The 26,662-nt window shown below is 70.8% G+C and carries 28 protein-coding genes; 20 read left to right on the top strand and 8 right to left on the bottom strand.

The genetic code is table 11. The features are described from left to right. The first annotated feature begins 10 nt into the window (after window positions 1-10). The 3 genes from CES90_RS35205 (at window position 11) to CES90_RS35195 (ending at window position 3,027) form a co-directional block, all read left to right on the top strand. Window positions 11-448 (top strand): DUF350 domain-containing protein, encoded by a 438-nt coding sequence (locus CES90_RS35205; protein ID WP_189787488.1) that lies wholly within the window; start codon window positions 11-13, stop codon window positions 446-448. Between the two features lie 13 nt (window positions 449-461). Further along, window positions 462-2,066 (top strand): polyamine aminopropyltransferase, encoded by a 1,605-nt coding sequence (locus CES90_RS35200; RefSeq protein WP_189787487.1) that lies wholly within the window; start codon window positions 462-464, stop codon window positions 2,064-2,066. A 175-nt stretch (window positions 2,067-2,241) separates the two neighbouring features. Continuing rightward, window positions 2,242-3,027: a DUF899 family protein gene (locus CES90_RS35195; RefSeq protein ID WP_189787486.1), complete on the top strand. Its 786-nt coding sequence runs from the start codon at window positions 2,242-2,244 to the stop codon at window positions 3,025-3,027. A 113-nt stretch (window positions 3,028-3,140) separates the two neighbouring features. Here CES90_RS35195 and CES90_RS35190 read toward each other — a convergent pair whose 3' ends face one another. From CES90_RS35190 to CES90_RS35180, 3 genes are read right to left on the bottom strand one after another with little or no spacing between them, the layout of a single operon-like run. Continuing rightward, a complete protein-coding gene (locus CES90_RS35190) occupies window positions 3,141-3,938 on the bottom strand; it encodes a sugar phosphate isomerase/epimerase family protein (RefSeq protein WP_189787504.1) in 798 nt (265 codons plus the stop codon). Between the two features lie 56 nt (window positions 3,939-3,994). After that, window positions 3,995-5,164: a dihydrodipicolinate synthase family protein gene (locus tag CES90_RS35185; protein WP_189787485.1), complete on the bottom strand. Its 1,170-nt coding sequence runs from the start codon at window positions 5,162-5,164 to the stop codon at window positions 3,995-3,997. Then, window positions 5,161-6,312 (bottom strand): Gfo/Idh/MocA family protein, encoded by a 1,152-nt coding sequence (locus CES90_RS35180; RefSeq protein WP_189787484.1) that lies wholly within the window; start codon window positions 6,310-6,312, stop codon window positions 5,161-5,163. The genes CES90_RS35185 and CES90_RS35180 overlap by 4 nt, the downstream gene beginning before the upstream one ends. Before the next feature lie 256 nt (window positions 6,313-6,568). Between CES90_RS35180 and CES90_RS35175 the strand changes: the two genes are divergently transcribed. Continuing rightward, window positions 6,569-7,612 carry a LacI family DNA-binding transcriptional regulator gene (locus tag CES90_RS35175; protein WP_189787483.1) on the top strand — a complete coding sequence of 348 codons (1,044 nt, stop codon included), beginning with the start codon at window positions 6,569-6,571 and terminating at the stop codon, window positions 7,610-7,612. Window positions 7,613-7,671: 59 nt separating this feature from the next. Then, window positions 7,672-8,772, top strand: coding sequence for a toll/interleukin-1 receptor domain-containing protein (locus CES90_RS35170; protein ID WP_232791342.1), 1,101 nt, complete (start codon window positions 7,672-7,674; stop codon window positions 8,770-8,772). Between the two features lie 268 nt (window positions 8,773-9,040). On the opposite strand, the gene CES90_RS35165 is transcribed toward CES90_RS35170, so the two are convergent. Genes CES90_RS35165 through CES90_RS35155 form a run of 3 tightly spaced genes read right to left on the bottom strand, consistent with a single transcriptional unit; the run spans window position 9,041 to window position 10,388 of the window. Then, window positions 9,041-9,598 (bottom strand): DUF6415 family natural product biosynthesis protein, encoded by a 558-nt coding sequence (locus CES90_RS35165; protein ID WP_189787481.1) that lies wholly within the window; start codon window positions 9,596-9,598, stop codon window positions 9,041-9,043. Continuing rightward, complete coding sequence (locus CES90_RS35160) at window positions 9,595-10,152, bottom strand: hypothetical protein (protein ID WP_189787480.1); 558 nt, start codon at window positions 10,150-10,152, stop codon at window positions 9,595-9,597. The genes CES90_RS35165 and CES90_RS35160 overlap by 4 nt, the downstream gene beginning before the upstream one ends. A 2-nt stretch (window positions 10,153-10,154) precedes the next feature. Next, the gene (locus CES90_RS35155; RefSeq protein WP_229914363.1) at window positions 10,155-10,388 is read right to left on the bottom strand and encodes a hypothetical protein; all 234 of its coding nucleotides are present in this window, start codon (window positions 10,386-10,388) and stop codon (window positions 10,155-10,157) included. Between the two features lie 316 nt (window positions 10,389-10,704). On the opposite strand from CES90_RS35155, the gene CES90_RS35150 reads away from it, so the two are divergent. From CES90_RS35150 to CES90_RS35110, 9 genes are all read left to right on the top strand, one after another. Further along, window positions 10,705-11,985: a hypothetical protein gene (locus tag CES90_RS35150; protein WP_189787479.1), complete on the top strand. Its 1,281-nt coding sequence runs from the start codon at window positions 10,705-10,707 to the stop codon at window positions 11,983-11,985. After that, window positions 11,982-12,476 (top strand): GNAT family N-acetyltransferase, encoded by a 495-nt coding sequence (locus tag CES90_RS35145; protein WP_189787478.1) that lies wholly within the window; start codon window positions 11,982-11,984, stop codon window positions 12,474-12,476. Before CES90_RS35150 ends, CES90_RS35145 begins: the two co-directional genes overlap by 4 nt. A gap of 14 nt (window positions 12,477-12,490) precedes the next feature. Next, complete coding sequence (locus tag CES90_RS35140; protein ID WP_308437925.1) at window positions 12,491-12,973, top strand: 2'-5' RNA ligase family protein; 483 nt, start codon at window positions 12,491-12,493, stop codon at window positions 12,971-12,973. Window positions 12,974-13,256: 283 nt separating this feature from the next. After that, window positions 13,257-14,675 carry a RodZ domain-containing protein gene (locus tag CES90_RS35135; protein WP_268257063.1) on the top strand — a complete coding sequence of 473 codons (1,419 nt, stop codon included), beginning with the start codon at window positions 13,257-13,259 and terminating at the stop codon, window positions 14,673-14,675. Between the two features lie 114 nt (window positions 14,676-14,789). Further along, window positions 14,790-14,981, top strand: coding sequence for a CsbD family protein (locus CES90_RS35130; RefSeq protein ID WP_189787476.1), 192 nt, complete (start codon window positions 14,790-14,792; stop codon window positions 14,979-14,981). 430 nt (window positions 14,982-15,411) lie between these two features. Next, window positions 15,412-16,431, top strand: coding sequence for an iron-containing redox enzyme family protein (locus CES90_RS35125; RefSeq protein ID WP_189787475.1), 1,020 nt, complete (start codon window positions 15,412-15,414; stop codon window positions 16,429-16,431). 15 nt (window positions 16,432-16,446) lie between these two features. Next, entirely contained in the window at window positions 16,447-17,133 is a 687-nt protein-coding gene (locus tag CES90_RS35120) for a HemK2/MTQ2 family protein methyltransferase (protein ID WP_189787502.1), read from the top strand. A 55-nt stretch (window positions 17,134-17,188) separates the two neighbouring features. Continuing rightward, complete coding sequence (locus CES90_RS35115) at window positions 17,189-17,437, top strand: CDGSH iron-sulfur domain-containing protein (RefSeq protein ID WP_189787501.1); 249 nt, start codon at window positions 17,189-17,191, stop codon at window positions 17,435-17,437. Then, window positions 17,434-18,978, top strand: coding sequence for an FAD-dependent oxidoreductase (locus tag CES90_RS35110; RefSeq protein ID WP_189787474.1), 1,545 nt, complete (start codon window positions 17,434-17,436; stop codon window positions 18,976-18,978). Before CES90_RS35115 ends, CES90_RS35110 begins: the two co-directional genes overlap by 4 nt. On the opposite strand, the gene CES90_RS50270 is transcribed toward CES90_RS35110, so the two are convergent. Both CES90_RS50270 and CES90_RS50265 read right to left on the bottom strand, forming a co-directional pair. Then, entirely contained in the window at window positions 18,866-19,285 is a 420-nt protein-coding gene (locus CES90_RS50270; RefSeq protein ID WP_229914366.1) for a zinc-binding dehydrogenase, read from the bottom strand. The genes CES90_RS35110 and CES90_RS50270 overlap by 113 nt on opposite strands. Before the next feature lie 100 nt (window positions 19,286-19,385). Next, window positions 19,386-19,910 (bottom strand): alcohol dehydrogenase catalytic domain-containing protein, encoded by a 525-nt coding sequence (locus tag CES90_RS50265; RefSeq protein WP_229914362.1) that lies wholly within the window; start codon window positions 19,908-19,910, stop codon window positions 19,386-19,388. Between the two features lie 117 nt (window positions 19,911-20,027). Here CES90_RS50265 and CES90_RS35100 point away from each other — a divergent pair, with 117 nt between their 5' ends. From CES90_RS35100 to CES90_RS35075, 6 genes are all read left to right on the top strand, one after another. Then, on the top strand, window positions 20,028-20,516 hold the full coding sequence (locus tag CES90_RS35100; protein WP_189787473.1) for a MerR family transcriptional regulator: 489 nt from the start codon (window positions 20,028-20,030) through the stop codon (window positions 20,514-20,516). Beyond that, window positions 20,479-20,865, top strand: coding sequence for a hypothetical protein (locus CES90_RS35095; protein ID WP_189787472.1), 387 nt, complete (start codon window positions 20,479-20,481; stop codon window positions 20,863-20,865). The genes CES90_RS35100 and CES90_RS35095 overlap by 38 nt, the downstream gene beginning before the upstream one ends. Before the next feature lie 11 nt (window positions 20,866-20,876). Continuing rightward, window positions 20,877-21,683 (top strand): sugar phosphate isomerase/epimerase family protein, encoded by an 807-nt coding sequence (locus CES90_RS35090; RefSeq protein WP_189787471.1) that lies wholly within the window; start codon window positions 20,877-20,879, stop codon window positions 21,681-21,683. A gap of 216 nt (window positions 21,684-21,899) precedes the next feature. Beyond that, a complete protein-coding gene (locus CES90_RS35085; RefSeq protein WP_189787470.1) occupies window positions 21,900-22,811 on the top strand; it encodes an MHYT domain-containing protein in 912 nt (303 codons plus the stop codon). 695 nt (window positions 22,812-23,506) lie between these two features. After that, complete coding sequence (locus CES90_RS35080; protein ID WP_189787500.1) at window positions 23,507-24,148, top strand: hypothetical protein; 642 nt, start codon at window positions 23,507-23,509, stop codon at window positions 24,146-24,148. 149 nt (window positions 24,149-24,297) lie between these two features. Next, window positions 24,298-26,637: a serine/threonine-protein kinase gene (locus CES90_RS35075; RefSeq protein ID WP_189787469.1), complete on the top strand. Its 2,340-nt coding sequence runs from the start codon at window positions 24,298-24,300 to the stop codon at window positions 26,635-26,637. Window positions 26,638-26,662: the final 25 nt, after the last annotated feature.

Genomic DNA, 26,662 nt, shown 5'->3' with positions numbered 1-26,662 from the left:
AGGCAACGCAGTGACCGAGATCTTCGAGTCGACCGGCCAGGCCCTGCTCTACGGAGTCGTGGGCCTCGTCGTGATGGCCGTCGGCTTCATCGCGCTCGACCTCGTCACGCCGGGCAAGCTGTACCACGTGGTATGGACCGACCGGAACCGCGGCGCGGCCGTCCTGCTGGGCAGCCAGTCAGTCGCTGTGGGCCTGGTCATCATGAAGGCCATCGAGGCGAGCGAGTCCGAGCAGGGCCTCGGCCACGGCCTGATCAGCACGCTGCTGTACGGCCTGGCCGGGGTGCTGGTGATGACCGTCGTCGGCATCGTGATCGGCGTGTTCACGCCGGGCCAGATGGGCGCGGTCGTCCTCGACGACCAGGACGGCCGTCCGCACCCCGCCGCCTGGGTCCAGGCCGGCATGTACCTGGGTACCGGGTTCATGGTCGGCGCGGCGATCTCGTAACGGCGCCCCCACGATGAGCGGCACCGGTCTGCAAGGCCGCGACACCACCGCGGCACCCTCCCGCCCCCCGGTCGTCCGGCACACCCGGGGGGCTCGTTTCCTGCTGCTCTTCGCCGTCTTCCTCTGCGCGGCCTGCGGCCTCGTGTACGAGCTGGCCCTCACCGCGCTGGGCAGCTACCTCATCGGCAACTCGGTGCTCCAGACCTCCGTGGTGATCTCCGTGATGGTGTTCGCCATGGGGCTCGGCTCCCTCGCCGCCAAACCCCTGCGCCGCCGCGCGGTGGGCGCGTTCGCGCTCGTCGAGGGCGTGCTGGCGCTGGTCGGCGGACTGTCGGTGCTGGTGCTGTACTCGGCGTTCGCCTGGCTCCAGCTGTACACCCCGGCGATGATCGTGGTCGCGGTGGCCGTCGGCCTGCTGATCGGCGCCGAGATCCCGCTGCTCATGACCCTGCTCCAGCGGATCCGGCGGCAGGAGGCGGGCAGCGCGGTCGCCGACATGTTCGCCGTCGACTACATCGGAGCGCTGATCGGCGGCCTGGGCTTCCCGCTGTGGCTCCTGCCGACGTTCGGCCAGCTGAAGGGCACGCTGGTGGTCGGCGCGGTCAACGCGGTAGCCGGTGTCCTCGTGGTGGTGTTCATCTTCCGCCGGCAGATCCGGAGCTGGGTCCGCAACGCCCTGCTGGCCGGCGTCACGGCGGTCCTCGCCGTGCTCGGTACGACGTACGCGCTCGCGGACGACCTGGAGGTGACCGCGCGCCAGCAGATGTACCGGGACCCGATCGTCCACGCCGAGACGACGTCGTACCAGGAGATCGTCGTCACCCGCTCCACCGCCTTCACCGGCGAACCGGACATCAGACTCTTCCTCAACGGCGACCTCCAGTTCAGCTCGGTCGACGAGTACCGCTACCACGAGTCCCTCGTCCACCCCACGCTCGCGGGCTCCCGCACCAACGTGCTGATCATGGGCGGCGGCGACGGGCTGGCCCTGCGCGAGGTGCTGCGCTACGACGACGTACAGCACGTCACTCTCGTCGAACTGGACCCGGCGATGACCGGGCTCGCGCGCGACTTCCAGCCCCTGCGCGACCTCAACGACAAGGCGCTGGACGACCCCAGGGTCAAGGTCGTCAACGCCGACGCCTTCAACTGGCTGCGCGGCACCCGGCAGCGGTACGACGCGGTCGTCATCGACTTCCCCGACCCGGACACGGCGGCGCTGGCCAAGCTGTACTCGGTGGAGTTCTACCACCTCCTCGGCCAGGTCCTGACCCCGCGGAGCAGGGTGATGGTGCAGAGCGGTTCACCGTTCTTCGCGCCGAAGACGTACTGGTCGATCGCGGAGACGATCGAGACGGCGGGCTACACGACCACCCAGTTCCAGGTCGACGTACCGAGCTTCGGCAACTGGGGCTACGTCCTGGCCGCCCCGGGCGGCGGTACGTCCCCACCACTGCGGCTGGCATCGGACGCCCCGCGACTGCGCTACCTGGACGAGGCGGTCCTGAAGGCCGCCGCGGTGTTCCCCGTGGACCGCCGCCGCCAGGACGTACGGCCGAGCACGCTGATGGACCCGGCCGTGCTGGAGTACGTGCTGGACGAGTGGGAGAACTACTGACCGCCCGCGCGGCGCGGTCACCGGCGGCCGTCCTCACCTGCGGCCAAGTCCGAGAGCGCGGCTGTGTCGCTCTGCGATGAGTTTCGGTCGGGGCGGGAGTCTGTAGTGGAGGCTGTCGTAGGGCGCGCGTGACGTCGTACGACGGTGACCGGTACGAGACACCACGGAGGACACCATGACGACCTCGCCGGATGAACCGACCACCGCCGCGCTGCCCGGCCGCCCGCCCGTTGTCGACCTGGCCACCTGGCAGGCCGCCCGTGATGAGCTGCTGGTGCGGGAGAAGGCGCACACCCGCGAGGGCGATGCCATCGCCGCGGCCCGTCGGCGGCTGCCGATGGTGGAGTTCGACGGGACGGTGGAGGTTGTGGGACCCGACGGACCGGTTCCGTTCCTGGAGCTGTTTCAGGGGCGCGACGAGCTCGTGGTCTACAAGCACATGTGGTACGACGGGGCGCCGCACCAGGGGCAGTGCGAGGGCTGCACCACCACGGCCTGGCATCTGAAGGACGCGGTCTACCTCAACGCCCGCGGCGTCTCGTTCGCCTTCGTGACCACGGGGCGGTGGGAGGAGGTGGCCGCCTTCGTCGAGTTCATGGGCTACACCCAGCCCTGGTACTCGGTGCGCGACCTGGACGGGCCGGTCGGCGGCCCCATGGGTTACATGACCTCCTACCTGCGCGACGGCGACCGCACGTTCCTCACCTATTCCACGACGGGCCGTGGCACCGAGCGGGTCAACGGGTCCCTCGGCCTGCTCGACATGACGCCCTACGGCCGTGGCGAGGCGTGGGAGGACAAGCCCGAGGGCTGGCCGGAGGGGGACGTCCCGTGCTGGTCCTGGCGCATGGACGCGGACGGGAACGCCACCTGGGGGCCGACCAGCCGCCCCGTGCCGCAGTGGACCCGCCCCGGCGCGACCCCCGTGGAGACCCTCGGCCGGCACGGCCCTCACTCCTGACGCGCTCCCGCTCGCCAGGAGTGAGGGCCACCGATCTACCGGGCCACTCGGCCGCTGCCCTGCGGCGTCGCATCCACCACCAGCGCGCCGCCCGCGGCGGCCAGGGCCGCGAGCTACGCCGCGTGCTGCGCGAACCGTTCCGCCGTCTCGCGGAGCAGTTCTTGGCCGTCGCGGGCCCACAGGACGTCGTTGAAGAGTTCGACCTCGATGGGGCCGGTGTAGCCGGCGGCCTCGACGTAGGCCTTCCACTCGCGCATGTCGATCGCACCGTCGCCGATCTGGCCTCGGCCGGTCAGGACGCCCTCGGGCAGCGGGGTGATCCAGTCGGCGAGTTGGAAGGTGTGGATGCGGCCCGAAGCGCCCGCCCGCGCGATCTGGGCGGGGGCGTTGTCGTCCCACCAGATGTGGTACGTGTCGACCGTGACGCCCACCTGCTCCGCCGGGAAGCGTTCCGCGAGGTCCAGGGCCTGGGCCAGGGTGGACACCACGCAGCGGTCCGAGGCGAACATGGGGTGGAGGGGCTCGATGGCCAGCCGTACGCCCCGTTCGAAGGCGTACGGGCCCAGCTCCGCGAGGGCGTCGGCGATGCGCTCCCTCGCGCCGTGCAGGTCCTTCGAACCCGCCGGGAGGCCGCCGGAGACCAGGACCAGCGTGTCCGTGCCCAGCGTCGCCGCCTCGTCGATGGCCCGGCGGTTGTCCTCCAGGGCCGCCGCCCGTTCCGCCGGGTCGATGGCCGTGAAGAAGCCGCCCCGGCAGAGGGTCGTGACCGTCAGGCCCGCGTCGCGGATCAGTCTGGCCGTCGCCTCCAGGCCGTACGCCGCCACCGGCTCACGCCACAGGCCCACGCCCGGGATGCCCAACTCGACGCAACCGGCGACCAGTTCGGGCATCGACAGCTGCTTCACCGTCATCTGGTTGATGGAGAAGCGGGAGAGGTCGCGGGCGCCTCCCGTCGTCTCTTCCGTGCTCACTGGGTCACTCCGTACAGGGACAGCAGGGTCTTCATACGGGTCTCCGCCAACGCCGGGTCCGGGAACAGGCCCAGGCCGTCGGCCAGTTCGTAGGCGCGGGCGAAGTGCGGCAGCGAGCGCGCCGACTGCAGGCCGCCGACCATCGCGAAGTGCTCCTGGTGGCCGGAGAGCCACGCCAGGAACACCACGCCCGTCTTGTAGAAGCGGGTGGGGGTCTGGAAGAGGTGGCGGGAGAGTTCGACGGTGGGGTCGAGGAGTTCGCGGAAGCCGTCCGTGTTCCCGGTGTCCAGCACCCGCACGGCCTCGGCCGCCAGGGGTCCCAGCGGGTCGAAGATGCCGAGGAGGGCGTGGCTGAAGCCCTGGTCGTCGCCCGCGATCAGCTCGGGGTAGTTGAAGTCGTCGCCGGTGTAACAGCGCACGCCCCGCGGGAGGCGGCGGCGGATGTCGATCTCGCGCTGTGCGTCCAGCAGGGAGACCTTGATGCCGTCCACCTTGTCGGGGTGCGCGGCGATGACCTCCAGGAAGGTGTGGGTGGCGGCATCGAGGTCGGTGCTGCCCCAGTAGCCCTCCAGCGCCGGGTCGAACATCGGGCCCAGCCAGTGCAGGATCACCGGCTCGGCGGACTGGCGCAACAGGTGGCCGTAGACCTCCAGATAGTCCTCGGGACTCTTGGCCACGGCGGCCAGGGCCCGGGAGGCCATGAGGATGGCCTGGGAACCCGCCTGCTCGACCAGCGCGAGCTGCTCCTCGTAAGCGGTTCGGATCTCGTCGAGGCTGTACGGATAGCCGATCTCGGTGGCGGACAGCTGGTCGGTGCCCACGCCGCACGCGATGAGGCCCCCGACCGCCTTGGCCTCCGCCGCGCTGCGGCGGATCAGTTCCGCCGCGCCCGCCCAGTCGAGGCCCATGCCCCGCTGGGCGGTGTCCATCGCCTCGGCGACACCCAGGCCGTGCGACCAGAGGTGGCGGCGGAAGGCGAGGGTGGCGTCCCAGTCGACGGCGGCGGGCGAGTCGGGGGACACGTCCGCGAAGGGGTCGGCGACGACGTGCGCCGCCGAGAAGACGGTACGGGAGGTGAAGGGGGCGCCGGTCGTCAGCGCCAGGGGTTCGGTACGCGGGCTGTATGCCTTCAACACCCCGTCCGCACCCGGCAGTTGGATCGTCACAGCTGGATCTCCGGTACGTCGAGGCGGCGGCCCTCGGCCGAGGACTTCAGGCCCAGTTCGGCGAGCTGGACGCCGCGGGCGCCGGCCAGCAGGTCCCAGTGGTAGGGCGCGTCGGCGTAGACGTGCTTGAGGAACAGCTCCCACTGGGCCTTGAAGCCGTTGTCGAACTCGGCGTTGTCCGGCACCTCCTGCCACTGGTCGCGGAAGGAGTAGGTGGCGGGGATGTCGGGGTTCCACACCGGCTTGGGGGTGGCGCTGCGGTGCTGGACTCGGCAGTTCCGCAGGCCCGCCACCGCCGAGCCCTCCGTGCCGTCGACCTGGAACTCGACCAGCTCGTCACGGTTGACGCGGACGGCCCAGGAGGAGTTGATCTGGGCGATGGCGCCGCCGTCGAGCTCGAAGATGCCGTACGCGGCGTCGTCGGCCGTGGCGTCGTAGGGCTTGTCCTGCTCGTCCCAGCGCTGCGGGATGTGGGTGGCGGTGAGGGCCTGGACGGACTTCACGCGGCCGAAGAGCTCGTGGAGCACATACTCCCAGTGCGGGAACATGTCGACGACGATGCCGCCGCCGTCCTCGGCGCGGTAGTTCCAGGAGGGGCGCTGAGCCTCCTGCCAGTCGCCCTCGAAGACCCAGTAGCCGAACTCGCCGCGGATGGAGAGGATACGGCCGAAGAAGCCGCCGTCAATGAGGCGCTTCAGCTTGAGCAGGCCGGGGAGGAAGAGCTTGTCCTGGACGACGCCGTGCTTGATGCCGGCGGCGGCAGCCAGCCGGGCCAGCTCCAGTGCACCCTCCAGTCCCGTGGCCGTCGGCTTCTCCGTGTAGATGTGCTTGCCCGCGGCGATGGCCTTCTTGATGGCCTCCTCGCGGGCCGAGGTGACCTGGGCGTCGAAGTAGATCTCGACGGAGTCGTCGGCGAGGACCGTGTCCACGTCCGTCGCCCAGTGCTCCAGGCCGTGCTGCTCGGCGATCGCCTTCAGGGCGTGCTCGCGGCGGCCGACGAGGATCGGCTCGGGCCACAGCACGGTGCCGTCGCCGAGGTCGAGGCCGCCCTGTTCGCGGATGGCGAGGATGGAGCGGACGAGGTGCTGGCGGTAGCCCATGCGCCCGGTCACGCCGTTCATGGCGATCCGTACGGTCCTGCGTGTCACAGCCGATCCCTTCATTCGTAAATTCGTTCGAGCGTGCGTTGGGGGCGTACGCGTCCGCGCCGCGTACGCCCGGAGAACCCGTCGAAGAGGTGAGCGTGACAGCAAGCGCTTTCTATCTGATGAGAAGCTAGCCTCTGAGCAGCGGTCCGGACAAGACCGCAGGCGGGTCGAGTTGTTCGAGGAGGCGAACGGTGATCGCGGCCGTATGGTTCCCCGACAACCCGAACGAGACGCGCGACCGGAGGAAGAGGAAACGATGACAGTGACCCTGGCGGACGTGGCGGCCCGTGCGCAGGTGTCGCCCGCGACCGTCTCCCGGGTACTCAACGGCAACTATCCGGTGGCCGCGTCCACGCGTGAGCGGGTGCTGAAGGCCGTGGACGAGCTGGACTACGTCCTGAACGGCCCCGCGAGCGCCCTCGCGGCCGCCACCTCCGACCTGGTCGGCATCCTGGTGAACGACATCGCCGACCCCTTCTTCGGGATCATGGCGAGCGCGATCCAGTCCGAGATCGGCGGGCCGGGCGGGCGTGCGGGCGGGGAGCGGCTCGCCGTGGTGTGCAACACCGGGGGCTCTCCGGAGCGCGAGCTGACCTATCTCACGCTGCTCCAGCGGCAGCGGGCGGCCGCGGTCGTCCTGACCGGTGGGGCCGTGGAGGACCCGGCGCACGGGGCGGCTGTCGGCAACAAGCTGCGCAGGCTCGCCGAGGCGGGGACCCGGGTGGTGCTCTGCGGGCGGCCGCCCGTGCCCGAGGCCATCGCGATCACCTTCGACAACCGCGGTGGCGGCCGGGAACTCACCGAGCACCTCATCGGCCTTGGCCACCGGCGGCTCGGGTACATCGCGGGACCGGAGGAACGGACGACCACCCGCCACCGCCTGGAGGGCCACCGGGCCGCCCTGGCCGCGCACGGCATCGAGGAGGACCCGCGCTGGACGGTGTACGGCCGTTACGACCGGCTCTCGGGGTACGAGGCCACGCTGGAGCTGCTGCGGCGGGACCCGACGCTCACGGCCGTCGTGGCCGCGAACGACACGGTCGCGCTGGGGGCGTGCGCGGCACTGCGGGACTCGGGGCTGCGCATCCCGGACGACGTGTCCGTCGCCGGGTTCGACGACCTGCCGTTCAGTATCGACGCGGTGCCTTCGCTCACGACGGTGCGGTTGCCGTTGTCGGAGGCGGGGGCGCGGGCCGGGCGGATCGCCATGGGGCGGGAGGAGGCGCCGCCCGGGGGGATCGCCACGGTTCGGGGGGAGCTGATGGTGCGGGGGTCTTCGGGGGGGCCTCGGGTGGGGTGAGGGGGCCGAGGGGTGTGAGGGGCGAGGGGGGCGAGGGGGGCGAGATGGATCAACGGGCCGTGGACACCCGGACACGGGTTTTTGTGTCGTACTCGCGCAAGGACGCGGAATTTCTCAGTTGGCTTGCGCAGGGCCTGCGCGATCGCGGCCTCCTCGTGGACTACGACCGGTCGACCGAAGATCCGAACTCGGTCACGACTGGCATATCGGCCGAGGATGCCTGGTGGACCCGTCTGGAAGAAATGATCACCGCGGCTGAGGTCATCGTCTTCGTCGTCTCCCCCGACTCCGCAAGGTCACGTGTATGCGATGAGGAGATCGCATTCGCGCAAGGCCTGGGAAAGCGCATCATCCCCGTCTTGTGGCGACCGATCGATTTCGACACGGCCCCACCGCGCCTGTCCACACTCAACATCAAGATCTCCTTCGCAACCCCGGACAGCGACCGGCTCACCGCATCGCTCCAAGAACTGGTGACGTCCATTCACACTGACGTGCGGTGGTTCCGCACGGCAGCACTACTGAGCGCGGCTGCACGACGCTGGGACGCGTCAGGGAGGCCCGCCGACCGCTTGCTGCGGGGAGTCGAGCTCCGCGAAGCAGAAGCATGGGCCGCGCGACGCCCGTCATCCGCTCCACGCCACCCCGACATACTCCTCGAATTTCTCGCCGAGAGCAGAGGTGCCGAGGACGAGAGAGCGACGCTTGCGGCGATCGAGCAGGCTCGATATCACGAACTCATCGAAATTCTGAGGCCGTTCCTCGAAGCCGAGATCAAGCTCCGAGAGCGGCTGCCTGAAAGCAACCACTGGGGCGTGGCAAAGGAGATGCAGCAGGAGCTCATGCTCCTGCAATCGATTCTGTATACACACCACCGCTGGCATCCCGAGGAGGCAGTTTTCGTCTCGCACACCGGGGCGGCCGAAGGCTACGCGGAGATCTTCCGCTTCCCATGCTGCGGAAAGATCTCCTGGGAGTACCGTTCAGCAGGTCCCAGTGAACCTCCATCCCAACTCCGCGCCGACGGCTGCAAGGACTTGCCAGAGGCAGCGAGGCGCGAGGGGCGGGAACGAATGAACCCTTTTACCTCACAGCTCGTCGCCCGGTACTGGCGCACCGTCAACCCCGAGCGAAATGCCTCGGAAGACACCGACGACTGAACCACGCGGGCCGGCTCGCCGCGGGCTACAGGCCTCCGAGTTCCTCAACGACAACGGTGTTCCCGCCGACCACTGCCCGTGGCAGCGCCACCCAGCAGTAACTCCGTCGATCAGGTGTATGCCTGCCAGGTCCAGTGCGTGGAGGTCCGCGTCGCCGTAGCGGATCTCCGCGACGCGACCGCGGTGCGGGATGCCCACCGCCCCGGCTCCGGGTTCTGGGGCACCGGTGACAGGGCGGCGGATCAGGGTGCGCTGCGTGGGGCGTGTATCAGGAGGCGGTGTGCGGTTGTCTGTGACGGGTATTGGCACTGGCGAGCGTGTCGCAGTTGTCGGTGTGCAGAGAGCCCTTCAAGGCACTGGCCGGTCTGCCTGGCAGATATGCCCGCTTTTGGGGTTCGCCCTTCTTGATGGGCCGGGAGCAGGCGCCGCACCCCTTCCGCCGTACGGTCTGCTCGATCTCCTCCCGACCGACAGGCATCCCGCGCGGGCCGGGCATCTCGTAGAGAGCGAGGAGCGCCCGGGCGTTGACGGCCAGGTCGTGGACGAGGAACCGTTCCTCGGCCGGACTCCTTTCCTTGGCGTCGTCCAGGATCTGGTGTGCCTGGGCGAGGCAGTGGATGCCGACTGACCGGGTGAAGCCGCGCATACGCGCCACCACGTCGGTGACCTCCGGCACGAGCAGTTGCAGATGCCCGGTCAGGAGCAGTCGGAGCTCGGCCAGTCCCGACGCCCCCTTCACCAAGTTGACGCCCCACACGTCGAAGCCTGTCTCGTATGACTCCCGGATGGTCTGGGCATCCAGTGGGGTGCGTTGGTTGTCGCTCAACAGCTTGCCTCTTCCGTACAAGCCAACCGGTACCGACCGACGGACAGCAGCTGCGACACCGCCTCGGCGGAGGCGAGTTCGCCCGCGCCGGCCATGGGGACGCACCAGTACGCCCGAGGGCCGTCGGGGCTCGTCGCGTGCACGCTCGGTACGCCGAGGTAGTGGCTTCGGCCCAGGTACTCGGCGTCCTTGTCCGACCTCCTGGTCCACTCGGAGCGGCTGCCCGTGCTGGGAGACACCATGACGTAGTAGCGGCGAGTGACCGTGTCCGTGAACACCGGCCCGCCGAGCATCGCCCGCGCGAGGAAGGCATCCACCCCGTACGGGTCTTCCGTCCCAGCCGCCGCACGGACGACCTCGCCGGAGATCCGGATCACGCCGAAGAGCGTCCCGCATCGCAGGAGCGCGACACCGGACTCCCGCCATTCGCTCCGGGCCCAGCTGCTGTCGTCGGCCGCCGACAGCAGCCAGTGCTCCACGGCGAGCGCGCGTCCGGTGGCTGCCGCGATGTACCTATCCTCGGCCTCTTCGTACTCATCGAGGGGCGTGGCCATCGTCACCGGACCTCCCGCAGCGGCGAGGCCAGGAGGCGACTCCGTTCGTCCTCCGGCAGGAGGTACGCCCGTACGAGCATGCTGTCGATGCCAGTGGGGTCGTACACGAGAACGGGCGGCACGGTGGTCGGCCACAGGTGCGGGGCCCGGCGATGACGCGCCAGCGCGAGGATCGAGCCCCACATCCCCGGTGACGGGCAGGCCCCAGTCGGATACGGGCCAGGCTCCGGTGCCACTCCCACACAGTCCCTGTGGCTGGGAATCCGCGGGCCGCGCAGGAGGGCTCTCGCCCTCTTGAGCGCACGTGATACAAGGTGCATTGTCGATCTGCTCCGATCAGGTCGGCCACGCCCCGGGCCGTGACAGCGGCGCCGGGGTTCGACACTTGTTGCGGAGAACCACCGTCACGTGCCAACCGCCCTGAGGAACAGGTCGTTTGGGGAGCCGAACACTTCACTGGCGGGGGACATTTCCCCTTACCTCTCACAGTCGGTCATCATGTGACTACGGTGTATTACCTCGGATTTCCTGGTCCCTCACGGGAGAGAGCTGATGCCCGACCAACCGCAGCCGAATCTCACGTTGCGTCGGCTGATGCGCGAGTACGGATTGACGCAGGAGGGCTTGGCGGAGGCCGTGAACGACGCCGAAGAACGACGGACCGGCGTGCCCGGCAACTGCACCGCACGGCACGTCCGCCGCTGGCTCAAGGGCGAAGTGTCCTGGCCGCACCTGCGCACCCGTGTTCCGCTGGAGAACGTATTCGGTCGTCCCGCGGGAGACCTCGGGTTCAGGGCTCCCGTCGGGCGCAGTCCCGGAGTTACCGTGCGGGCAACACCTACCGCGCCTCCCCAGGAACCGCCCGTGCAACGCCGTCAGTTCATCCTCGGACTCACCGGAAGTCTGCTCACTCTGCCTCCGCTCCCGGAGTCGGGGCGGCTAGGTATGTCCGACGTCGGCCGTATCCAGGCCACCGGCGTCAAACTGCACCAGATCGACGACATCCACGGGGGAAGCCACCTCTCGGACATCGCCGGGCGATACATCGCGTACGTCGAAGACGCCGCCCATCGCTGCACGTACGGAGAAAAAGTCCAGGAGCGCCTGTACAAGGCACTCGGAGAAATGGCCACCAGCGCGGGATGGTTCGCGTTCGACGCCGGGCAGCAGGGCAAGGCCCTCCGCTGGTGGGATGCCGGGCTGCGTTACGCGCTCTTGGGTCGGGACAAACTCCTCCAGGCACGGATCTGGTCGTCGATGTCGCACCAGGCATGGCAACAGGGGCACGGTGGCGAAGCCGTGTCGATCGCCCGTGCGGCGTTGGAGGAGACGAGGGGCCGTCGCGACGGGCAGTTGTCGTCTCTGCTTCACACCAGAGTTGCCCAGGGGCACGCCATCCAGGGCGAGGCCGGACGGTGCGGGCGTTCGCTGCTGCGGGCTGAGCAGGAGTTCGACCAGGAACCCGGTGAGCCGCAGCGATGGCTCACGTTCTACAACTTCGGCGAGGTGTCCGCCACGGCAGCCTTGTGCTTCATGGACCTGCGCCAGTACGGCAAGGCCCTGGATACCTCCCGGTTATCCCTCGACATCGTGGAGTCGAGCCCGTTGCGCCGTAATCGGCTCGCCGCACATGTGCGACTCGGACGGGCCTTGGCGGGAGCCGGGGAGCTGGAAGAAGCCCTGGCCGCCGGGCATCACGCGCTCACCCTGCTTCCAGACGTACGCAGCCCTCGGATCAGCATGCGCATGCGGCAGTTGCGTGACGACCTGATCGAACGCGGTGTGCCTGGCGCCGTGGACTTCTCCGAACGATACGAGGCGGTGGCCACATGACCGTAGATCTCCTGACGACCAGCTACTACACCGGCGAGCGGTTGGCCGAGATCCGCGGGACCATCCTGGACGTGTACGCCGACGTGTACGCGGAGGACATCGCCACCAATCCCTTCTTCTCCATGGGACGCTTCGAAGAGCGACTGGAGGGCCACGTGTCGGCCGGGGGCTGGGGCTGTGTCATCGCCGAAGTCGACAGTGAGGTGGCCGGGTTCACCTACGGCTTCACAGCCCGCGATGACGCCTCCACCTTCAAACTGTGCGAGAACATGCTCCGCGAGAAGTGGCGCAAGCGCGGCATCTCCCGTGTGATGCACGACGACTTGATGAGCCACCGACAGGAAGAGCGGGCAGAGCTGCTGGTGCGTGGGGAGCGTCCGCGTCTTCGCGCCCTGTATGAGAGCTGGGGTTACGAGCACGCCGGGGAGAAACTTCCTTTCCCCGACGCCCCGTTGTACGACGTCATGGTGCTTGACCTGCGCAGCGCCTGATGTGATCCGCAGCCATGACGACTCACCCCGAGACCATGCGGAACCACTGGTGGTGGCGGCCCGGTTGGAGCGTCGGGCGCCGGTTCCATACCTGGCATCTGACCTTCGAGGGGCAGGAGGACGTGCACCGCCTCGCGGCCGAGTACCGGTCCGCGCTCGCCTCGCTCGGAGAGGTCCTCACGCCCATCCCCGACCGATGGCTGCACCTGACCATGCAGGGCATCGGCTTCGTCGGCGAGGTCGAGGAGACAGACGTACGGGCCGTGGCCGACGCCGCCCGGCGGCGGCTCGCGGACGTGCCCGCCTTCGGTCTCCGGATCGGGCCGGAAGTCATCGACCCCGAGGCCGTGCTGCTCCACGTCCACCCCGACGGACCCGTCCGGGAGGTCAGGACCGCGATCCGGGCGGCGATCGGGGACGTGTTCGGACCAGGTCAGGTACCGGAGACGGCCGAGGGCTTCACCCCGCACGTGTCGGTGGCCTACAGCTCCGGGTGACGGACCCGCCGAGCCGATCGCGTGGGTCCTGTCCGAGTTGAAGACAACAGCTGCTCACGTTCGCATCGCCACAGCCGAGTTGATCATCATCCACCGCGACAACCAGATGTACGAGTGGGACACCTATGCCACGGTGCCGCTCGGCTGATCCCCTGCCACGGGCAGTCGCTCTGAGCTTCAAGGTGACGAACAAGTCGGACTGGCGCTCTGCGACCCATGCCATCGGCCGGGGTGCCTCGGCCCGCCAGCCCAACTCCCGCGCGAGCGGCCATACTGGTGCGCGATGTCGCGGCGAGGGGACGTGCAGCGCGTGGGTGAGACGGGGATGCCGGAGCGGATCGGTGGCTATGCCGTCGAGCGGCGGTTGGGTGCCGGTGGCATGGGGACGGTCTATCTGGCTCGGTCCCGGGGTGGGCGGGCCGTGGCCGTCAAGGTGGCTCGTCCGGAGCTGGCCGCCGACCGGCACTTTCGGGAACGGTTCCGTGCGGAGGTGGATGCCGCCCGCAGAGTCGGCGGTTTCCACACGGCTCCGGTGGTGGACGCCGACCCGGAGGCGGAGGCGCCCTGGCTGGCCACGGCGTACATCCCCGGCCCCACCCTGTCCGGGCTCCTTGAGGAGCAAGGACCCATGGACGAGCGGCGGTTGAGGCTGCTGGGGGCCGCGCTGGCGGAGGCGTTGCAGGCCATCCACTCCTGTGGCCTCGTCCACCGGGACCTGAAACCCGGGAACATCATCATGGCCGAGGACGGCCCCCGGGTCCTCGACTTCGGTATCGCGCGGGCTGTGGAGTCCACCCGGATCACCTCCACCGGGGCGGCCTTCGGCACCCCCGGTTTCCTCGCCCCGGAGCAGGCGCAGGGCCTCGAAGTCACCGGCGCCGCCGATGTGTTCGCGCTCGGCGCGGTCCTGGTCGCGGCGGCCGGCGGCAGTGCGTTCGGCGAGGGCACACCCATGGGGCTGATGTACCGCTCGGTGCACGAGCCCGCCGATATGTCCGCCGTACCGCAGGACTTGCGCCCCCTGGTCGCCGAGTGTCTGGCCAAGGACCCGGCCGGGCGGCCCACCCCCGAGAGGCTCTTGGACCAACTCGTACCCGGCCCGGCACCGGACGCGCCCACCGTGGCCACCCCCGCGGAGCCGCCCGTACCGACCATGCCGTTGGGGTCCCGGGAACGGGGCGCCGGAGACCGTCCTGAGGCGGGCCCAGTCACCGCGGACGCCTCCGGCCGTGCCGGGCGTTCACCTGGGCGCGCCTTCGTCATGGCCCTCGTGGCCGCCGGCGTGGCGGCTGCGCTGATCGGCGGCGGGGTCTACCTCACGCAGAACGACAACCGCGCCGGCACTCCCTCCGCCTCGCCGTCCGACACCCCCTCCCCGTCCAAGACCCCGCAGGCGTCGTCGCCCCCTTCGGAGACCGGCGCTCCGACCGGCGAGATCTCCGACGCGCCCAAGGACAGGGTCACGGTGGTGGTCAGCGCCGAGAACGAACGGAGTTGGGTCTCGGCCAAGGACGTCGACGGCGAGCTGCTCTACGACGGTTTGCTCAACGAGGGCGAGACCAAGACCTTCACGGACGAGGAGCGCATCGACCTCGTCCTCGGCGACCCCGGTGCCGTCCGCCTCGTCGTCAACGGCAAGGAGTACCAAGGCGGGTTCCAGCCCGGCCAGGTGGAGCGCTTGACGTTCACCAAGAGCGACTGAGCAAGGCGGACTGGGCCGGGCGAAGCCCCGCTCACGTACCGTGACGCTCCAGCGCGCGCCCTCACCGGGTCCGTCTTACGTTGGCCGAGTAGCCACCCCACCCAAGGAGGAGCCATGGCCGACAAGGGCCGTGCGGACAAGATCAAGGGCAAGGCCAAGGAGATGACCGGCAAGGTCACCGGTGACCGCGAGCAGCAGGTCGAGGGCAAGCTCGAACAGGCTCGCGGCGAGGCCAAGAAGACGAAGGGCAAGGCGCAGGAGCGTGCGCAGGAAACGAAGCGCTCCGTGAAGCGCGACCGCACCTGACCGCGTCCGGCGTGACTGGTGGAAGGGGGCTCCCGTGATCGCGGGAGCCCCCTTCATATGGCCGATGGCCGATGGCCGTATGACCGTGGCCAGTGGCCGCGGGACCGTGTGGCCGTGGCCGCGTTGGTCGCATCGCCGCGGGACTGGGTGGCCGTGGCCGCATGTACGCATGGCCGCGGCCAGTAACCGCATCCCCGTGGCCATGGCCGCATGGCCGCGTGGCCACATCGCCGCACCGCCCGGTGGCCGTGGCCGCCATCACCGGGGCGGTCGGCCATCGCGGCGGGCGGGCGTCAGGGCGGGCGGGCATCGGAGCAGGCAGGCATCGCGGCGGGCGGGCGTCGGGTCAGGGCGGGCGTCGGGTCAGGGCGGGCGTCGGGTGAGGGTGGGCGTCGGGTGAGGGTGGCCGGATCGCGGGTACTCGGTGCGCATGGCTGTTCGGTCGCGGGTCGGCGGGCCGCCGCTGCCTGAGGGCAGGGGTGGGGTTTCCGGTGCCGTTGTCGAGGGGTTGCGGGGGGCCGGGCCGCTGCCCGGTGAGCGGGCGGTCGCGGGGGGCGATCCGTTCGGGGACGATCTGCAGCTGGCGCTGTATCTCTGCTACGAGCTGCACTACCGGGGGTTCGCGGGCGTCGACGACGACCGGGAGTGGGATCCGGAACTGCTGCGGCTGCGGGCGGCCCTGGAGTGGCCTTTCCTCGAAGAACTGCGGGCGGTCGCGACGCGGCACAAGGGCGCCGAGGAGGCGCTGGACGAGCTGCTCGTGGAGCCCCCGGAGGGGGAGGGAACCGGTGTCAGTCACTTCCTGGCGGACGAGGGCGAGCTGTGGCAGATCCGTGAGTACGCCGCCCAGCGCTCGCTCTACCACCTGAAGGAAGCCGACCCGCACGCGTGGGTGCTGCCCCGGCTGTGGGGGCGGGCGAAGGCGGGGATGGCCGCGGTGGAGTACGACGAGTTCGGCGGCGGCCGGGCCGACCGCGTACACGCGCGCCTCTTCGCCGACCTCATGACCGACCTGGGCCTCGACCCGGCCTACGGCCGCTACGTGGACGCCGCCGGCGCCGAGGCGCTCGCGCTGGTGAACCTGATGTCCCTCCTCGGCCTCCACCGCGCCCTGCGCGGCGCCCTGGTCGGACACTTCGCGACCGTCGAGATCACCTCCTCCCCCGCCTCCCGCCGGCTCGCCACCGCGATGCGGCGGACGGGGGCCGGGGCGGCCGCCGCGCACTTCTACGACGAGCATGTCGAGGCCGACGCCGTACACGAGCAGGTCGTACGGCAGGAGGTGGTGAGCGGGCTGCTGGAGCAGGAGCCGCATCTCGACGCGGACGTGGCGTTCGGCGTGGACGCCACGTCGTATCTGGAGGACGCGCTCGCCGCCCGGCTCCTCGGGGCGTGGCGGGACGGCAGGTCGTCGCTGCGTACGCCGCTCACCTCGACCACGACTGTCTGACGGACCTGGAGGCACCTGCCCGTGACCCTGCCGCTCTCCCTGCCCGGCGTCTACGCCCCTCAGGACGACACCGACCTCCTGGTCACCGCCCTGGGGCGGGAGCCGCTCGCCCCGCGGGCCGACGTGCTGGACGTCGGCACGGGGACCGGGGCCGTCGCGCTGGCGGCGGCACGGCGTGGCGCCCGGGTCACGGCCGTCGACATCTCCTGGCGGGCGGTCCTCAACACCAGGGTCAACGCCGTGCTGACGCGGCTGCCGCTGAGTGTCGTACGGGGGAACCTGCTGGACCCGGTGGCCGACCGGTCCTTCGACCTGATCCTGTCCAATCCGCCGTACATGCCCGTGCCAGGCTCGCGCAGTACCGACGGCCGCCCCGCCCGGGGTGTCGCGCGGGCGTGGGACGCCGGGCGGGACGGCCGTCTCGTACTGGACCGCCTCTGCCGGGACTCGCCCGCCCTGCTCCGGCCCGGCGGGGTGCTGCTCCTGGTCCAGTCCACCCTCAGCGACGAGGAACGGACGCTCGCGCAACTGCGGGCCGCGGGGCTCCGTACGGACGTCGTGGACCGCCGTCGCGTCGCCTTCGGGCCCGTCCTGCGGTCGCGGGACGACTGGCTGCGCGGCCGGGGACTCCTGGACCGCGGCGGTGACGAGAAAGAAGAGCTGGTGATCATCCGTGCCGAACGTCCCCGCGGAAGCCGCTGAAACCGCTGAAACCGCTGAAACCGCTGAAAGCACTGAAACCACTGAGCGCCGTCGTATCACCGCTGCCCAGGCCGAGCGCCGTCGTATCACCGTCCAGCGCCCCGGCCCGCTGCTGGTCGAGGGGCCGGTCGAGGTCACGCTGGAAGACGGTACGACCGTGTCGTCGGACCGCTTCCGGGTGGCCCTGTGCACCTGTCGCCGCAGCCGGATCCAGCCGTGGTGCGACACCAGCCACCGGCGCCGTGCTCAGTCGCCCATGCCGTCCATGCCGCCCAGGTGCCGCCCAGGTGAGGGAGAGCCATGAAGCAGAAGTCGTACTGGATCGAGACCGCGCCGCAGCACAGCCCGTACCCGGCGCTCGACGGCGATCTCATCGTCGATGTCGCCGTCGTCGGGGCCGGGATCGCGGGGATCAGCACCGCGTGGGAGCTGGCCCGGAGGGGGCGGCGGGTGGCGTTGCTGGAGGCGGGGCGGGTCGCCGCCGGGGTCACCGGGCACACGACCGCCAAGCTCACCGCCCTGCACACGCTCGTCTACGAGCGGCTGCGGCGGACCCGGGGCCCTGAGGCCACGGAGCTGTACGCGCGCTCGCAGACGGAGGCGATCCGGCATGCCGCCGCGCTGGTGGAGGAGCTGGGGATCATGTGCGACTGGGAGGAGGCGGCGGCCTTCACGTACGCCGAGGACGAGGGGCGTGTCGAGGAGTTGAGGGCGGAGGCGGCGGCCGCCCGGGAGGCCGGGCTGCCCGCCGAGTACGTCACGGGGGCGGAGACGGGGCTGCCGTTCCCGGTGGCGGGGGCGGTGCGGGTGACGGGGCAGGCGCAGTTCCATCCGCGTAAGTACCTGCTGGCGCTCGTCGACGATCTGGTCCGGCAGGGCGGCGCCCTCGTCCATGAGCGGACGCGGGTCACGCGCCTCAAGGAGGGCACGCCATGTCGGCTGACGACCGAGGCGGGGTTCACGGTGACCGCCGGGGACATCGTCGTCGCCACGCACTACCCGGTGTTCGACCGGGCGCTGCTCTTCACCCGGCTCTCCCCGCGCCGCGAACTCGTGCTCACCGCGCCGATCCCGGCAGAGGCCGACCCGAGCCCGGCCGGTGCCGACCCGCACGGCATGTACATCACCCCCGAACAGCGCACCCGCTCACTGCGCACCGCCCCGTACGCGGACGGGCGGCGGCTGCTCGTGGTCACCGGGGAGCACTTCATGCCGGGCACGGGCGACGACGTCGGCGAACGGTTCGAGCGTCTCGCCGACTGGGCCGTCGAACGCTTCGGCCCGCTCGACTTCACCCACCGCTGGGCCACCCAGGACAACGACTCCACCGACTCCGTACCGCTCGTCGGCCCCTTCCACCCGGGCAGCCGGCACACGTGGGTGGCGACCGGGTTCGGGGGCTGGGGCATGAGCGGCGGCATCATGGCGGGCCGGCTCCTCGCCGAGCAGATCACCGGGCACAAGGCGCCGTGGAGCGATCTGTACGATCCGCGCCGGGTGCTCAGCGCCGTACGGGAGGCACCGAGCTTCCTCAAGCACCAGGCCCAGGTCGCCCGCCACTTCGTCGGCGACCGGCTCTCCCCGGCCTCCGACACCTCCGTCGACGCCATCGCCCCGGGGGACGGCGCGATCGTCCGTGCGGGCGGCCACCACTGCGCGGTCCACCGCGACGACAACGGCACCCTCCACGCCGTCTCCGCCCGCTGCACCCACCTCGGCTGCCTCGTCGCCTTCAACCCCACCGAACGCACCTGGGAATGCCCCTGCCACGGCTCCCGCTTCGACCCGGACGGGAACATCCTCCAGGGGCCGGCGACGAAGCCGCTGGAACCACGGGACGTCTAGGGTCCCCGAAGGTCAGGCCCGCGAAGGCCAGAAGAGCAGGCCAGAAGAGCAGGTCAGAAGAGGAGGACGACCTTGCCACCCAGGCCCCCGCCTCGAAGCGCTCGTGGGCCGTGCGTACCGCCGTCACCGGGTGGTGTTCCGCCACGCGTACCCGCAGCCGACCGGCGTCAACCAGCTCCACCAGCTCGGCGAGGTCCTTCTTGCTCTCCTGTACATAGCTCTTGGTGGCACCGGGTACGGCGGGCAGGGGCTCGTCGGCGATCGAGACGTAGAGCCCTCCCCCGGCGAGCGCCGGGGAGACGTCCACGCCCGCGGTGTCGAGTACCGCGTCGTACGTCTCCTCGGGCAGGTCCGCGGGGAGGGCCACCACGGACTCGGCGCCCAACTCCCTTACTTCTTCGACGTGTTCAGGCCGGGACACCAGCCCGTCGACGGTCGCTTCCGGCCCGTCGCGCAAGCTGGACCGCCAGGGCGCCCACCGCACCCGCCGCCCCGGTGACCAGGAGGCGGCTGCGGCTGCTCAACTCCAGCTTGGCGAGGGCCTGCACGGCGGTGGTCCCGGCCAGCGGCAGCGTGGCCGCCTCCGCGAGGCTCAGCGTGGTGGGCGCGTGGGTCACGAGGTGTTCCGGCAAGGCGACCAGCTGCGCCCAGGTGCCGCGTCCCGTGGCCATCTGCGCGGACATGGCGATCACCCGGTCGCCCACGGCGAACTCGGCGGACGAACTCGCGACGACGATGCCGGCCAGGTCCCAGCCCAGCGTCATCGGGAACTCCGGGCCCACGTCCCAGGCGCGGGTCTTCCAGTCCACCGGGTTGAGGCTGCTCGCGACCGTCCGGACCAGCACTTCTCCCGGGCCGGGCACCGGCTCGGCGATCTCCCGGACCGAGAGCACCTCCGGACCTCCGTGGACGTCGATCTGCACAGCGAGCATGACGGGGACTCTCCTTGTGGGCCGGAACAGCGCCGCGGAAATCGCGGAACTCGGTGCCATGCCGGAACGCCAAAGTCTGACATCGGTGTGAGAGTCAAGTCGGCGAGAGGCGGATCCATGCGCATCGGCGAGATGGTGCGACGCACCGGGGTCAGCGAGCGACTGCTGCGCTACTACGAGGAGCAGGGGCTGCTGACACCCGAGCGGCTGCCCAGCGGCTACCGGGTGTACGGCGAGCAGGACGTCGAGACGGTCCGCCACGTCCGGACGCTTCTCACCGCCGGACTGACCACGCAGACGATCGCGAAGGTGCTGCCGTGGGTCCGCGAGGAGGACGAGCGCCTGGTCCCGGTGTGCTCGGAGCTGGTCGCCTACCTGCGTCGGGCGCGGGAGCGGATCACCCACGCCATCGAAGACCTGGAGGCGTCGCGCACCATGCTCGATTCCGTCATCGGCGCGGGAGACGCGGCCGTGCCGGCCGCCGACCGTTCTCGGCTCACCGAGGCCATGGGCGAGGTCCGCGCGATCCCGGGCGACGGGCGGCGCCCCCGCGGAGTACGAGGGGCTGGTGGCGCGGATCGTCGCGGAGTTCGCCGAGGACCGTGATCCGCTGCTGGAGCGGGTGCGGATCGCCGAGCCGGACGGACGGCCGGCGGGGTGCGTGATGTGCGTACGGGACGCCGCGCCGGGGGCCGCGCGGCTGCGGCCGCTGTTCGTCGAGCCGGACGCGGCGGGGGCCGCGCGGCTGCGGCCGCTGTTCGTCGAGCCGGACGCGGCGGGGGCCGCGCATCGGCGACCGGCTCGTGGCGGCCGTCGCCGACTTCGCCCGCGAGGCCGGCTACCGCGAGCTGGCCCTGTGGACGAACTTTCGTTCGGCGTGGATGCGGTGGGCCGGGACCGGCGGCCGGGCCTCCCCGGCACGACGGACGGTGGAATGACAGGGGATGCCGAGTAGGGTCCGAAGGCATGAAACTCGCCTTCTCCACCCTCGGTGTCTCCGGTCTCCCCATCTCCGACGTCGTACGGCTCGCCGTCACGCACGGCTATCACGGCGTCGAGTTGCGCGCCCACCCCGAGGAGCCGGTGCATCCGGGCATCGACGCCGCCGAACGGGCCGACGCGGCCGCCGAGTTCAAGGCGGCGGGGGTGGAGATCCTGGGGCTCGCCGGATACGCGCGGGTCGCGGCGCCCGGCGACGACGGACCGGTACTGGACGAGATCCGGCACCTGCTCGACCTGGCACGGGACTTGGGCGCGCCCTTCATCCGGGTCTTCCCCGGCGCCGACCTCGACGGCGGGCAGCGCCCAAGGGAGGCCGACGCCGTCGCCGCCCGGCGGCTCGGTACGGCGGCGGAGGAGGCGGCCGACCACGGCGTACGGATCCTGCTGGAGACCCATGACTCGCACCGCACCGGCGCCGACGCGATCCGCATCCTCGGCCAGGTCGGCCACCGCAACGTCGGCTCGCTCTGGGACGTGATGCACACCTGGCTCGGCGGCGAGCAGCCCTCCGAGTCCTACGCCGCCCTCGCCCCCTTCCTCGGCTACGTCCAGGTCAAGGACATCGCCTCCGCCGACGACACGACCCCGCTGCCGCTCGGCGCGGGCGTGCTCCCCCTCGCCGAGTGCGTCGAACTCCTCTCCCGCAAGGACTGGGACGGCTGGCTCTGCTGGGAGTACGAGAAGCGGTGGTACGAGGGGGCGGCGCCGCTGCCCGGGCTGCTGGGGGCCGGGCGGGAGCACCTCGGGCGGTTGCTGAACGACGCGGCATAGGACTGACGCGGCGTAAAACCATGACCTGAGCTTGAATTATCAAGCTGGGCAAGGATTTTGACGACGAATCAACCCCCAGTCACACAAAGTCGATCAGCAGCCGGACAGATACCAACAGCAAACTCTTGGAAAACGGAGCGCACCGGCGCACCCCTGTACCAGACTTACCCCCCGCACAACGGCCCCAACTAGTCCGGTCTCGGGGGGATTTGGCATATGCAAGGCACGGTCGACGACTTCAGCTACGGTGCGGTCACCCCGGTGGCCGCCTACATCATGGCCTGCCTCGGCGCGGCGCTCGGACTGCGCTGCGTGGTCAGGTCCGTCTACAACGCACAGTCCTGGAAACCCGGTTGGCTCGCGTTAGGCGCGGCCTCGATCGGCTGCGGCATCTGGACGATGCACTTCATCGCCATGATCGGCTTCCGGGTGAAGGAGAGCCGGATCCACTACGACGTCGGCCTGACCGTGCTCAGCCTCGTCGTGGCGATCTCCGTCGTCGGCATCGGGGTCTTCGCCGTGGGGTATCGCGGTGTCAGCACGGCCACGCTGTGTGCCGCCGGCAGTGTCACCGGGCTCGGTGTGGCCGCCATGCACTACCTGGGCATGGCGGCCATCCGGATGAACGGCTACATCCAGTACGACATCAGCGTCGTCGCGCTGTCCATCGTCATCGCCATCGTGGCCGCGACCGCGGCGTTGTGGGCGGCGGTGTCGATCCGGGGCTTCCTGACCAGCCTGGGCGCCAGTCTTGTCATGGGGGTCGCGGTGTCCGGGATGCATTACACCGGGATGGCCGCGGTGGGGGTACATCTGCATGGCACGAAGGGTGGCGGGGAGTTGACCGGGGAGTCGCCGTTGTCGATTCTGCTGCCGATGCTGATCGGGCCGGTGATCTTTCTGTTGCTGGCGGGGGTCGTGGTGATGTTCGATCCGATGCTCGTGCTGGGTGAAGTGGAGCGGAATCAGCCTGTGGCCGTGGCTCCGGCTCCGGTTGCGCGGTCGCGGGGTCGGCTTCGGCAGGCCGACCGGCCGGATGCGCCGTTGCCCCATCCGGACGACACGCCGGGGTCACTCTTCGAACCGCCGGTTCGGCCGGCGGCGGCGCGACGCGTTCAGGAATGGTGAGTTCTCCTCGCCCCCGCCGCCCCTACCCGTCCCTTCCCCCAGGGGCTGCGCCCCTTCGACCCCCGCGAAAGAGCTCGGGAGGGTCGGTTGTTCGGCGGGTGCGGGTGAGTGGGGGCTGGTCGCGCAGTTCCCCGCGCCCCTTGAAAGCCAGGGGGCGCCCCCAGTTCTTTTAGGGGCGCGGGGAACTGCGCGAGCAACCACGAACCACCCGCGGCCGCCAACTCACCCCCGCCCCCCGAGCTCTCCCGCGCACCCCACACCCCATCCGTACCGACTTCCGGAATTCCCCCCGCCCCGGGAACCCGAACTCACCCCGCCTCGTCCAACGGCCATGCTGCCGGGTGAGTCTCCGCAGAGCGGACCGTCGGCTTCGCTGCTGGCTGCGATCGCTGACCAACCCTCTCCGCCGCCTGCGGCCGGCAGCACGCCGCCACCGGCGCGCCCCCCCTCCGACAGCGCCGGTGGCGGCCCCTTGTCGTCGGCTTCGGCCGGGCTGGTTGGGAATCTCCTTCCTGAGCCTGCGAAGGGAGGAGAGCACTCCAAGCAGGTGCTGTATCCGATCGGGCACGGGCTGACGTATGAGGCCTACGCCGCACACCCGGCGTAACCCCACTAACATGCGCAAAGCGCACGATACGTGTGGCGTGGCCCCCGAGGGCGGGTCACGCTGGACGGGGGTGTGTCGGGGGGTGGCCATGCGAGGGGTGCGTACGAAGCTGTCGGGGATCTCGGGGAGCGTGGCACTGGCCGTCGCGCTGCTCTCGGGGTGCCAGGCGCTGAACGGCGGTGCGGGTGAGGAGCCCGAGGAGCGGACGACCACCACCGCGCCCACCCGGACGGCCGGTTACGGGACGGTGTTCCTCGGGATCGACGAGTGCAGTTCGTTCGGGACGACCGGCTTCACGGAGGTGCCGTGCGCCGGTGAGAGCGCCGCCGCCCGGGTCGTGGCCCGGCACGACGGGCGGGTCGCGCAGGGGCCGCCCTGCCCGGCGACCACCGACTTCGTCCTCCACATCAGCGAGTCCAGGCCCTCCGGCGGCGGGGACGAGGACGGCGACGGCTCGGTGCCCCAGGGCTACGCCTGTATGCGCAATCTTGAGCCGCCGCACCCGGGCGATCCCGGCGGCGGAGGCGGCCCCCGCACCATCGTCGGCGACTGCGTCTACAGCGCCGGACGCGGCGAGGTCCGCGAGACCGCCTGCGACGGCACGGGCGAGCGCGCCCCGGAGTACCAGGTCACGGCGGCGGTCGAGACGAAGCCGCAGTGTCCCGACTCGACCGATCTGTATGTCCGGTTGGGCGGCGGCAAGCCGGTGGGTTGCGCCGTGCCCGTCTGAATTCCGAACGACCACTGCCGAGTTCGGCCACTGCCGAGTTCCGGGTCAAGCACCATTCTGGCCGAACACCCCTCCGTGCTCGCCGTACCGGATCGATATCATCCGCTCACGGTCCGTACGACGGCGACGGCAACGACGGTGGGGGGACGATGGCCCAGGATGCTCAAGGCGCTCCGGGCAAGGAGGAGTTGCCGGAGATTCCCGGTTACCGCATCGACTCCCTTCTCGGCTCCGGCGGAATGGGCCACGTCTATCTCGGCACCTCCCCCTCGGGCCGCCAGGTCGCCCTCAAGGTGATCCGGGGCAATCTCGCCCACCAGCCCGACTTCCGGCGCCGTTTCCGGCGTGAGGTCACCGCCGCCCGGCAAGTCAGCGGGGCGTTCACCGCGCCGGTCGTGGACGCCGACCCGGACGCCGACCCGCCCTGGATGGCCACCCTCTACGTGCCGGGGCAGCCGCTGGACCAGCGCATCAAGCTGGGGCCCCAACTGGGCGCCGCGGAGCTGTACCGGCTCGGCACCGGTCTCGCCGAGGCGCTGCGTGACATCCATCGCGCCGGCATAGTGCACCGCGATCTCAAGCCGGCCAACGTCCTGCTCGCCGCCGACGGACCCCGGGTCATCGACTTCGGCATCGTGCGTGCCGCCGACGCCGACATGCCCACGGGTACGGGGGTCACGGTGGGCACCCCGCCGTTCATGTCGCCGGAGCAGATCCGCGCCCAGAAGGACGTCGGGCCGCGCAGCGACATCTTCTCGCTGGGCTCGGTGCTGACGTACGCGGCGAGCGGGCATGTGCCGTTCGACGCCACGGACGTGTACGCGGTGGCGTACCAGCTTGTCCACGAGCCCCCGGACCTGGAGGGGGTGCCCGACTGGCTGCTGCCGGTGGTCGAGCGCTGTCTGGCCAAGGAGCCGGACGAGCGCCCGGACGCGGACGAGCTGCTCGTCCTGCTGCAGAGCACGTCCTACCCGGCCGTCCCCGACTCCCCGGACACCGTGGTGCTGCGCTCGTCGGCGCCCCGCTCCCCGGCGCGGCCGTCCGTGACCCCCGTGGTCACGGACGCCGGCTCCGCCGCCACTCCCCCGCCCCGGCGGCGCCGGCGGCTCGTCCTCGCCGTGGCCGCCGCGGTGGTGGCGATCGCCACGCTGTCGGGCGGACTGCTGTACGGGCTGCGTGGCGGCCAGGACAACGGCGGGGGCGGGAGTGGCGCGGATGCCGGCGGGGGCCCGAGCGCGCAGCCCGGCCAGAGCGCACGCGCCGTCACCCAGCCGGAAGGGTCCGCCGCGTACGCGAGCACGCAGTCCGGCTCGGGCGGCTTCACGTTCACGTACCACGACAGCCCCGAGCGGCGCCCGGACGGCTGGCGGCAGTGGCAGTACAACCTCCAGAACAGCGACTGCGTGTACGCCGAGTCGTCCCTGGTCTGCGTCGGCGACCGCACGGTCCGGATCGACGCCGCGACCGGCAAGGAGCTGTGGCGGACCGACGAGGCATCGGCGTACGGCCAGAACACCCCGGTCGTCGTCGGCGACACCGCGATCGTCAACATCGGCGACCGCCTCATCGGTCTCTCGCTCGCCGACGGCAAGGTGAAGTGGCGCTACGCGATGGCGTTGCTCACCCAGCGGCTCATCGCCGACAGCGAACGGGTCTACGTGGTCGACCACGGCGGCCTGGTCCTGGCCGTCGACGCCCGTACGGGCCGGGAGGCCTGGTCGGCGCAGGCGCGCACCAACCCCCAAGCCGGCACCGGGCATCCGCCCGCGCTGCGGGTCGTCGGCGACCGGCTCCATGTGTTCACCGGCGTCGGCGGCGACGGGCTCGGCGAGGACTTCGACACGGTCGTCGACACCGGCAGCGGCAAGGAGGTCGCCGAGTTCAAGCTGTCCGCGCCGTGCGAACCCGGCAGCCAGGCGCTGCTGAAGGAGGACGGCGCGACCCGGCTGTACTGCATCGCGGTGAACCAGGACGGCGCGGAGAGCACCCTGTTGAGCCAGAAACTCGCGGCCGGCGCCAAGGGCGTGCGCACCGAGGTCGACGCGACCCTGGGCGGCGGTCAGGTCGGGGCGCCCGAGCTGTCGGTGACGCCCGGCCGGGTGCTGTTCGTGGCCCCCAACCAGACGGGCGGCGAACTGGTGGCCGTCGACACGGTCGAGCGGACCGAGCTGTGGCGCCGCCCCATGCCCGGCCGGGGCCCGGCCGACGCACCGCCCGTCCAGGCCGGCGACCGCGTCTACGTCGCCAACACCCGTGGCGTCGCCGTCTTCGACTCCCGCACCGGCAAGCTGCTCTACCGGCACAGCGTGCCGACCCTGGAGGACGGCAGCGGCATGGACTCCGGCCTGGACACCGAGCCGATGGTGGCGGGCGGCATCGTCTACGTCCCGTCCTCGAAGGCGGGTTGGGTGAGCTTGGACACCGAGGACACCGAGGACACCGAGGACAGCGGGGACAGCGGGGACAGCGGGGACAGCGGGGAGGGGTGAGCCCCCGGTGCCGTGTCACCACGGC

This window comes from Streptomyces capitiformicae (assembly GCF_002214185.1).
Classification (GTDB): domain Bacteria; phylum Actinomycetota; class Actinomycetes; order Streptomycetales; family Streptomycetaceae; genus Streptomyces; species Streptomyces capitiformicae.
This window is presented reverse-complemented; position numbering and strand designations above follow the sequence as displayed.

Coding starts and splice junctions, on each gene's coding strand:
- CES90_RS35200 (WP_189787487.1), top strand. CDS start 462: ATGAGCGGCACCGGTCTGCAAGGCCGCGACACCACCGCGGCACCCTCC.
- CES90_RS35195 (WP_189787486.1), top strand. CDS start 2,242: ATGACGACCTCGCCGGATGAACCGACCACCGCCGCGCTGCCCGGCCGC.
- CES90_RS35190 (WP_189787504.1), bottom strand. CDS start 3,938: ATGACGGTGAAGCAGCTGTCGATGCCCGAACTGGTCGCCGGTTGCGTC.
- CES90_RS35175 (WP_189787483.1), top strand. CDS start 6,569: ATGACAGTGACCCTGGCGGACGTGGCGGCCCGTGCGCAGGTGTCGCCC.
- CES90_RS35160 (WP_189787480.1), bottom strand. CDS start 10,152: ATGGCCACGCCCCTCGATGAGTACGAAGAGGCCGAGGATAGGTACATC.
- CES90_RS35150 (WP_189787479.1), top strand. CDS start 10,705: ATGCCCGACCAACCGCAGCCGAATCTCACGTTGCGTCGGCTGATGCGC.
- CES90_RS35145 (WP_189787478.1), top strand. CDS start 11,982: ATGACCGTAGATCTCCTGACGACCAGCTACTACACCGGCGAGCGGTTG.
- CES90_RS35140 (WP_308437925.1), top strand. CDS start 12,491: ATGACGACTCACCCCGAGACCATGCGGAACCACTGGTGGTGGCGGCCC.
- CES90_RS35135 (WP_268257063.1), top strand. CDS start 13,257: ATGTCGCGGCGAGGGGACGTGCAGCGCGTGGGTGAGACGGGGATGCCG.
- CES90_RS35130 (WP_189787476.1), top strand. CDS start 14,790: ATGGCCGACAAGGGCCGTGCGGACAAGATCAAGGGCAAGGCCAAGGAG.
- CES90_RS35125 (WP_189787475.1), top strand. CDS start 15,412: ATGGCTGTTCGGTCGCGGGTCGGCGGGCCGCCGCTGCCTGAGGGCAGG.
- CES90_RS35110 (WP_189787474.1), top strand. CDS start 17,434: ATGAAGCAGAAGTCGTACTGGATCGAGACCGCGCCGCAGCACAGCCCG.
- CES90_RS50265 (WP_229914362.1), bottom strand. CDS start 19,910: ATGCTCGCTGTGCAGATCGACGTCCACGGAGGTCCGGAGGTGCTCTCG.
- CES90_RS35100 (WP_189787473.1), top strand. CDS start 20,028: ATGCGCATCGGCGAGATGGTGCGACGCACCGGGGTCAGCGAGCGACTG.
- CES90_RS35090 (WP_189787471.1), top strand. CDS start 20,877: ATGAAACTCGCCTTCTCCACCCTCGGTGTCTCCGGTCTCCCCATCTCC.
- CES90_RS35085 (WP_189787470.1), top strand. CDS start 21,900: ATGCAAGGCACGGTCGACGACTTCAGCTACGGTGCGGTCACCCCGGTG.
- CES90_RS35080 (WP_189787500.1), top strand. CDS start 23,507: ATGCGAGGGGTGCGTACGAAGCTGTCGGGGATCTCGGGGAGCGTGGCA.
- CES90_RS35075 (WP_189787469.1), top strand. CDS start 24,298: ATGGCCCAGGATGCTCAAGGCGCTCCGGGCAAGGAGGAGTTGCCGGAG.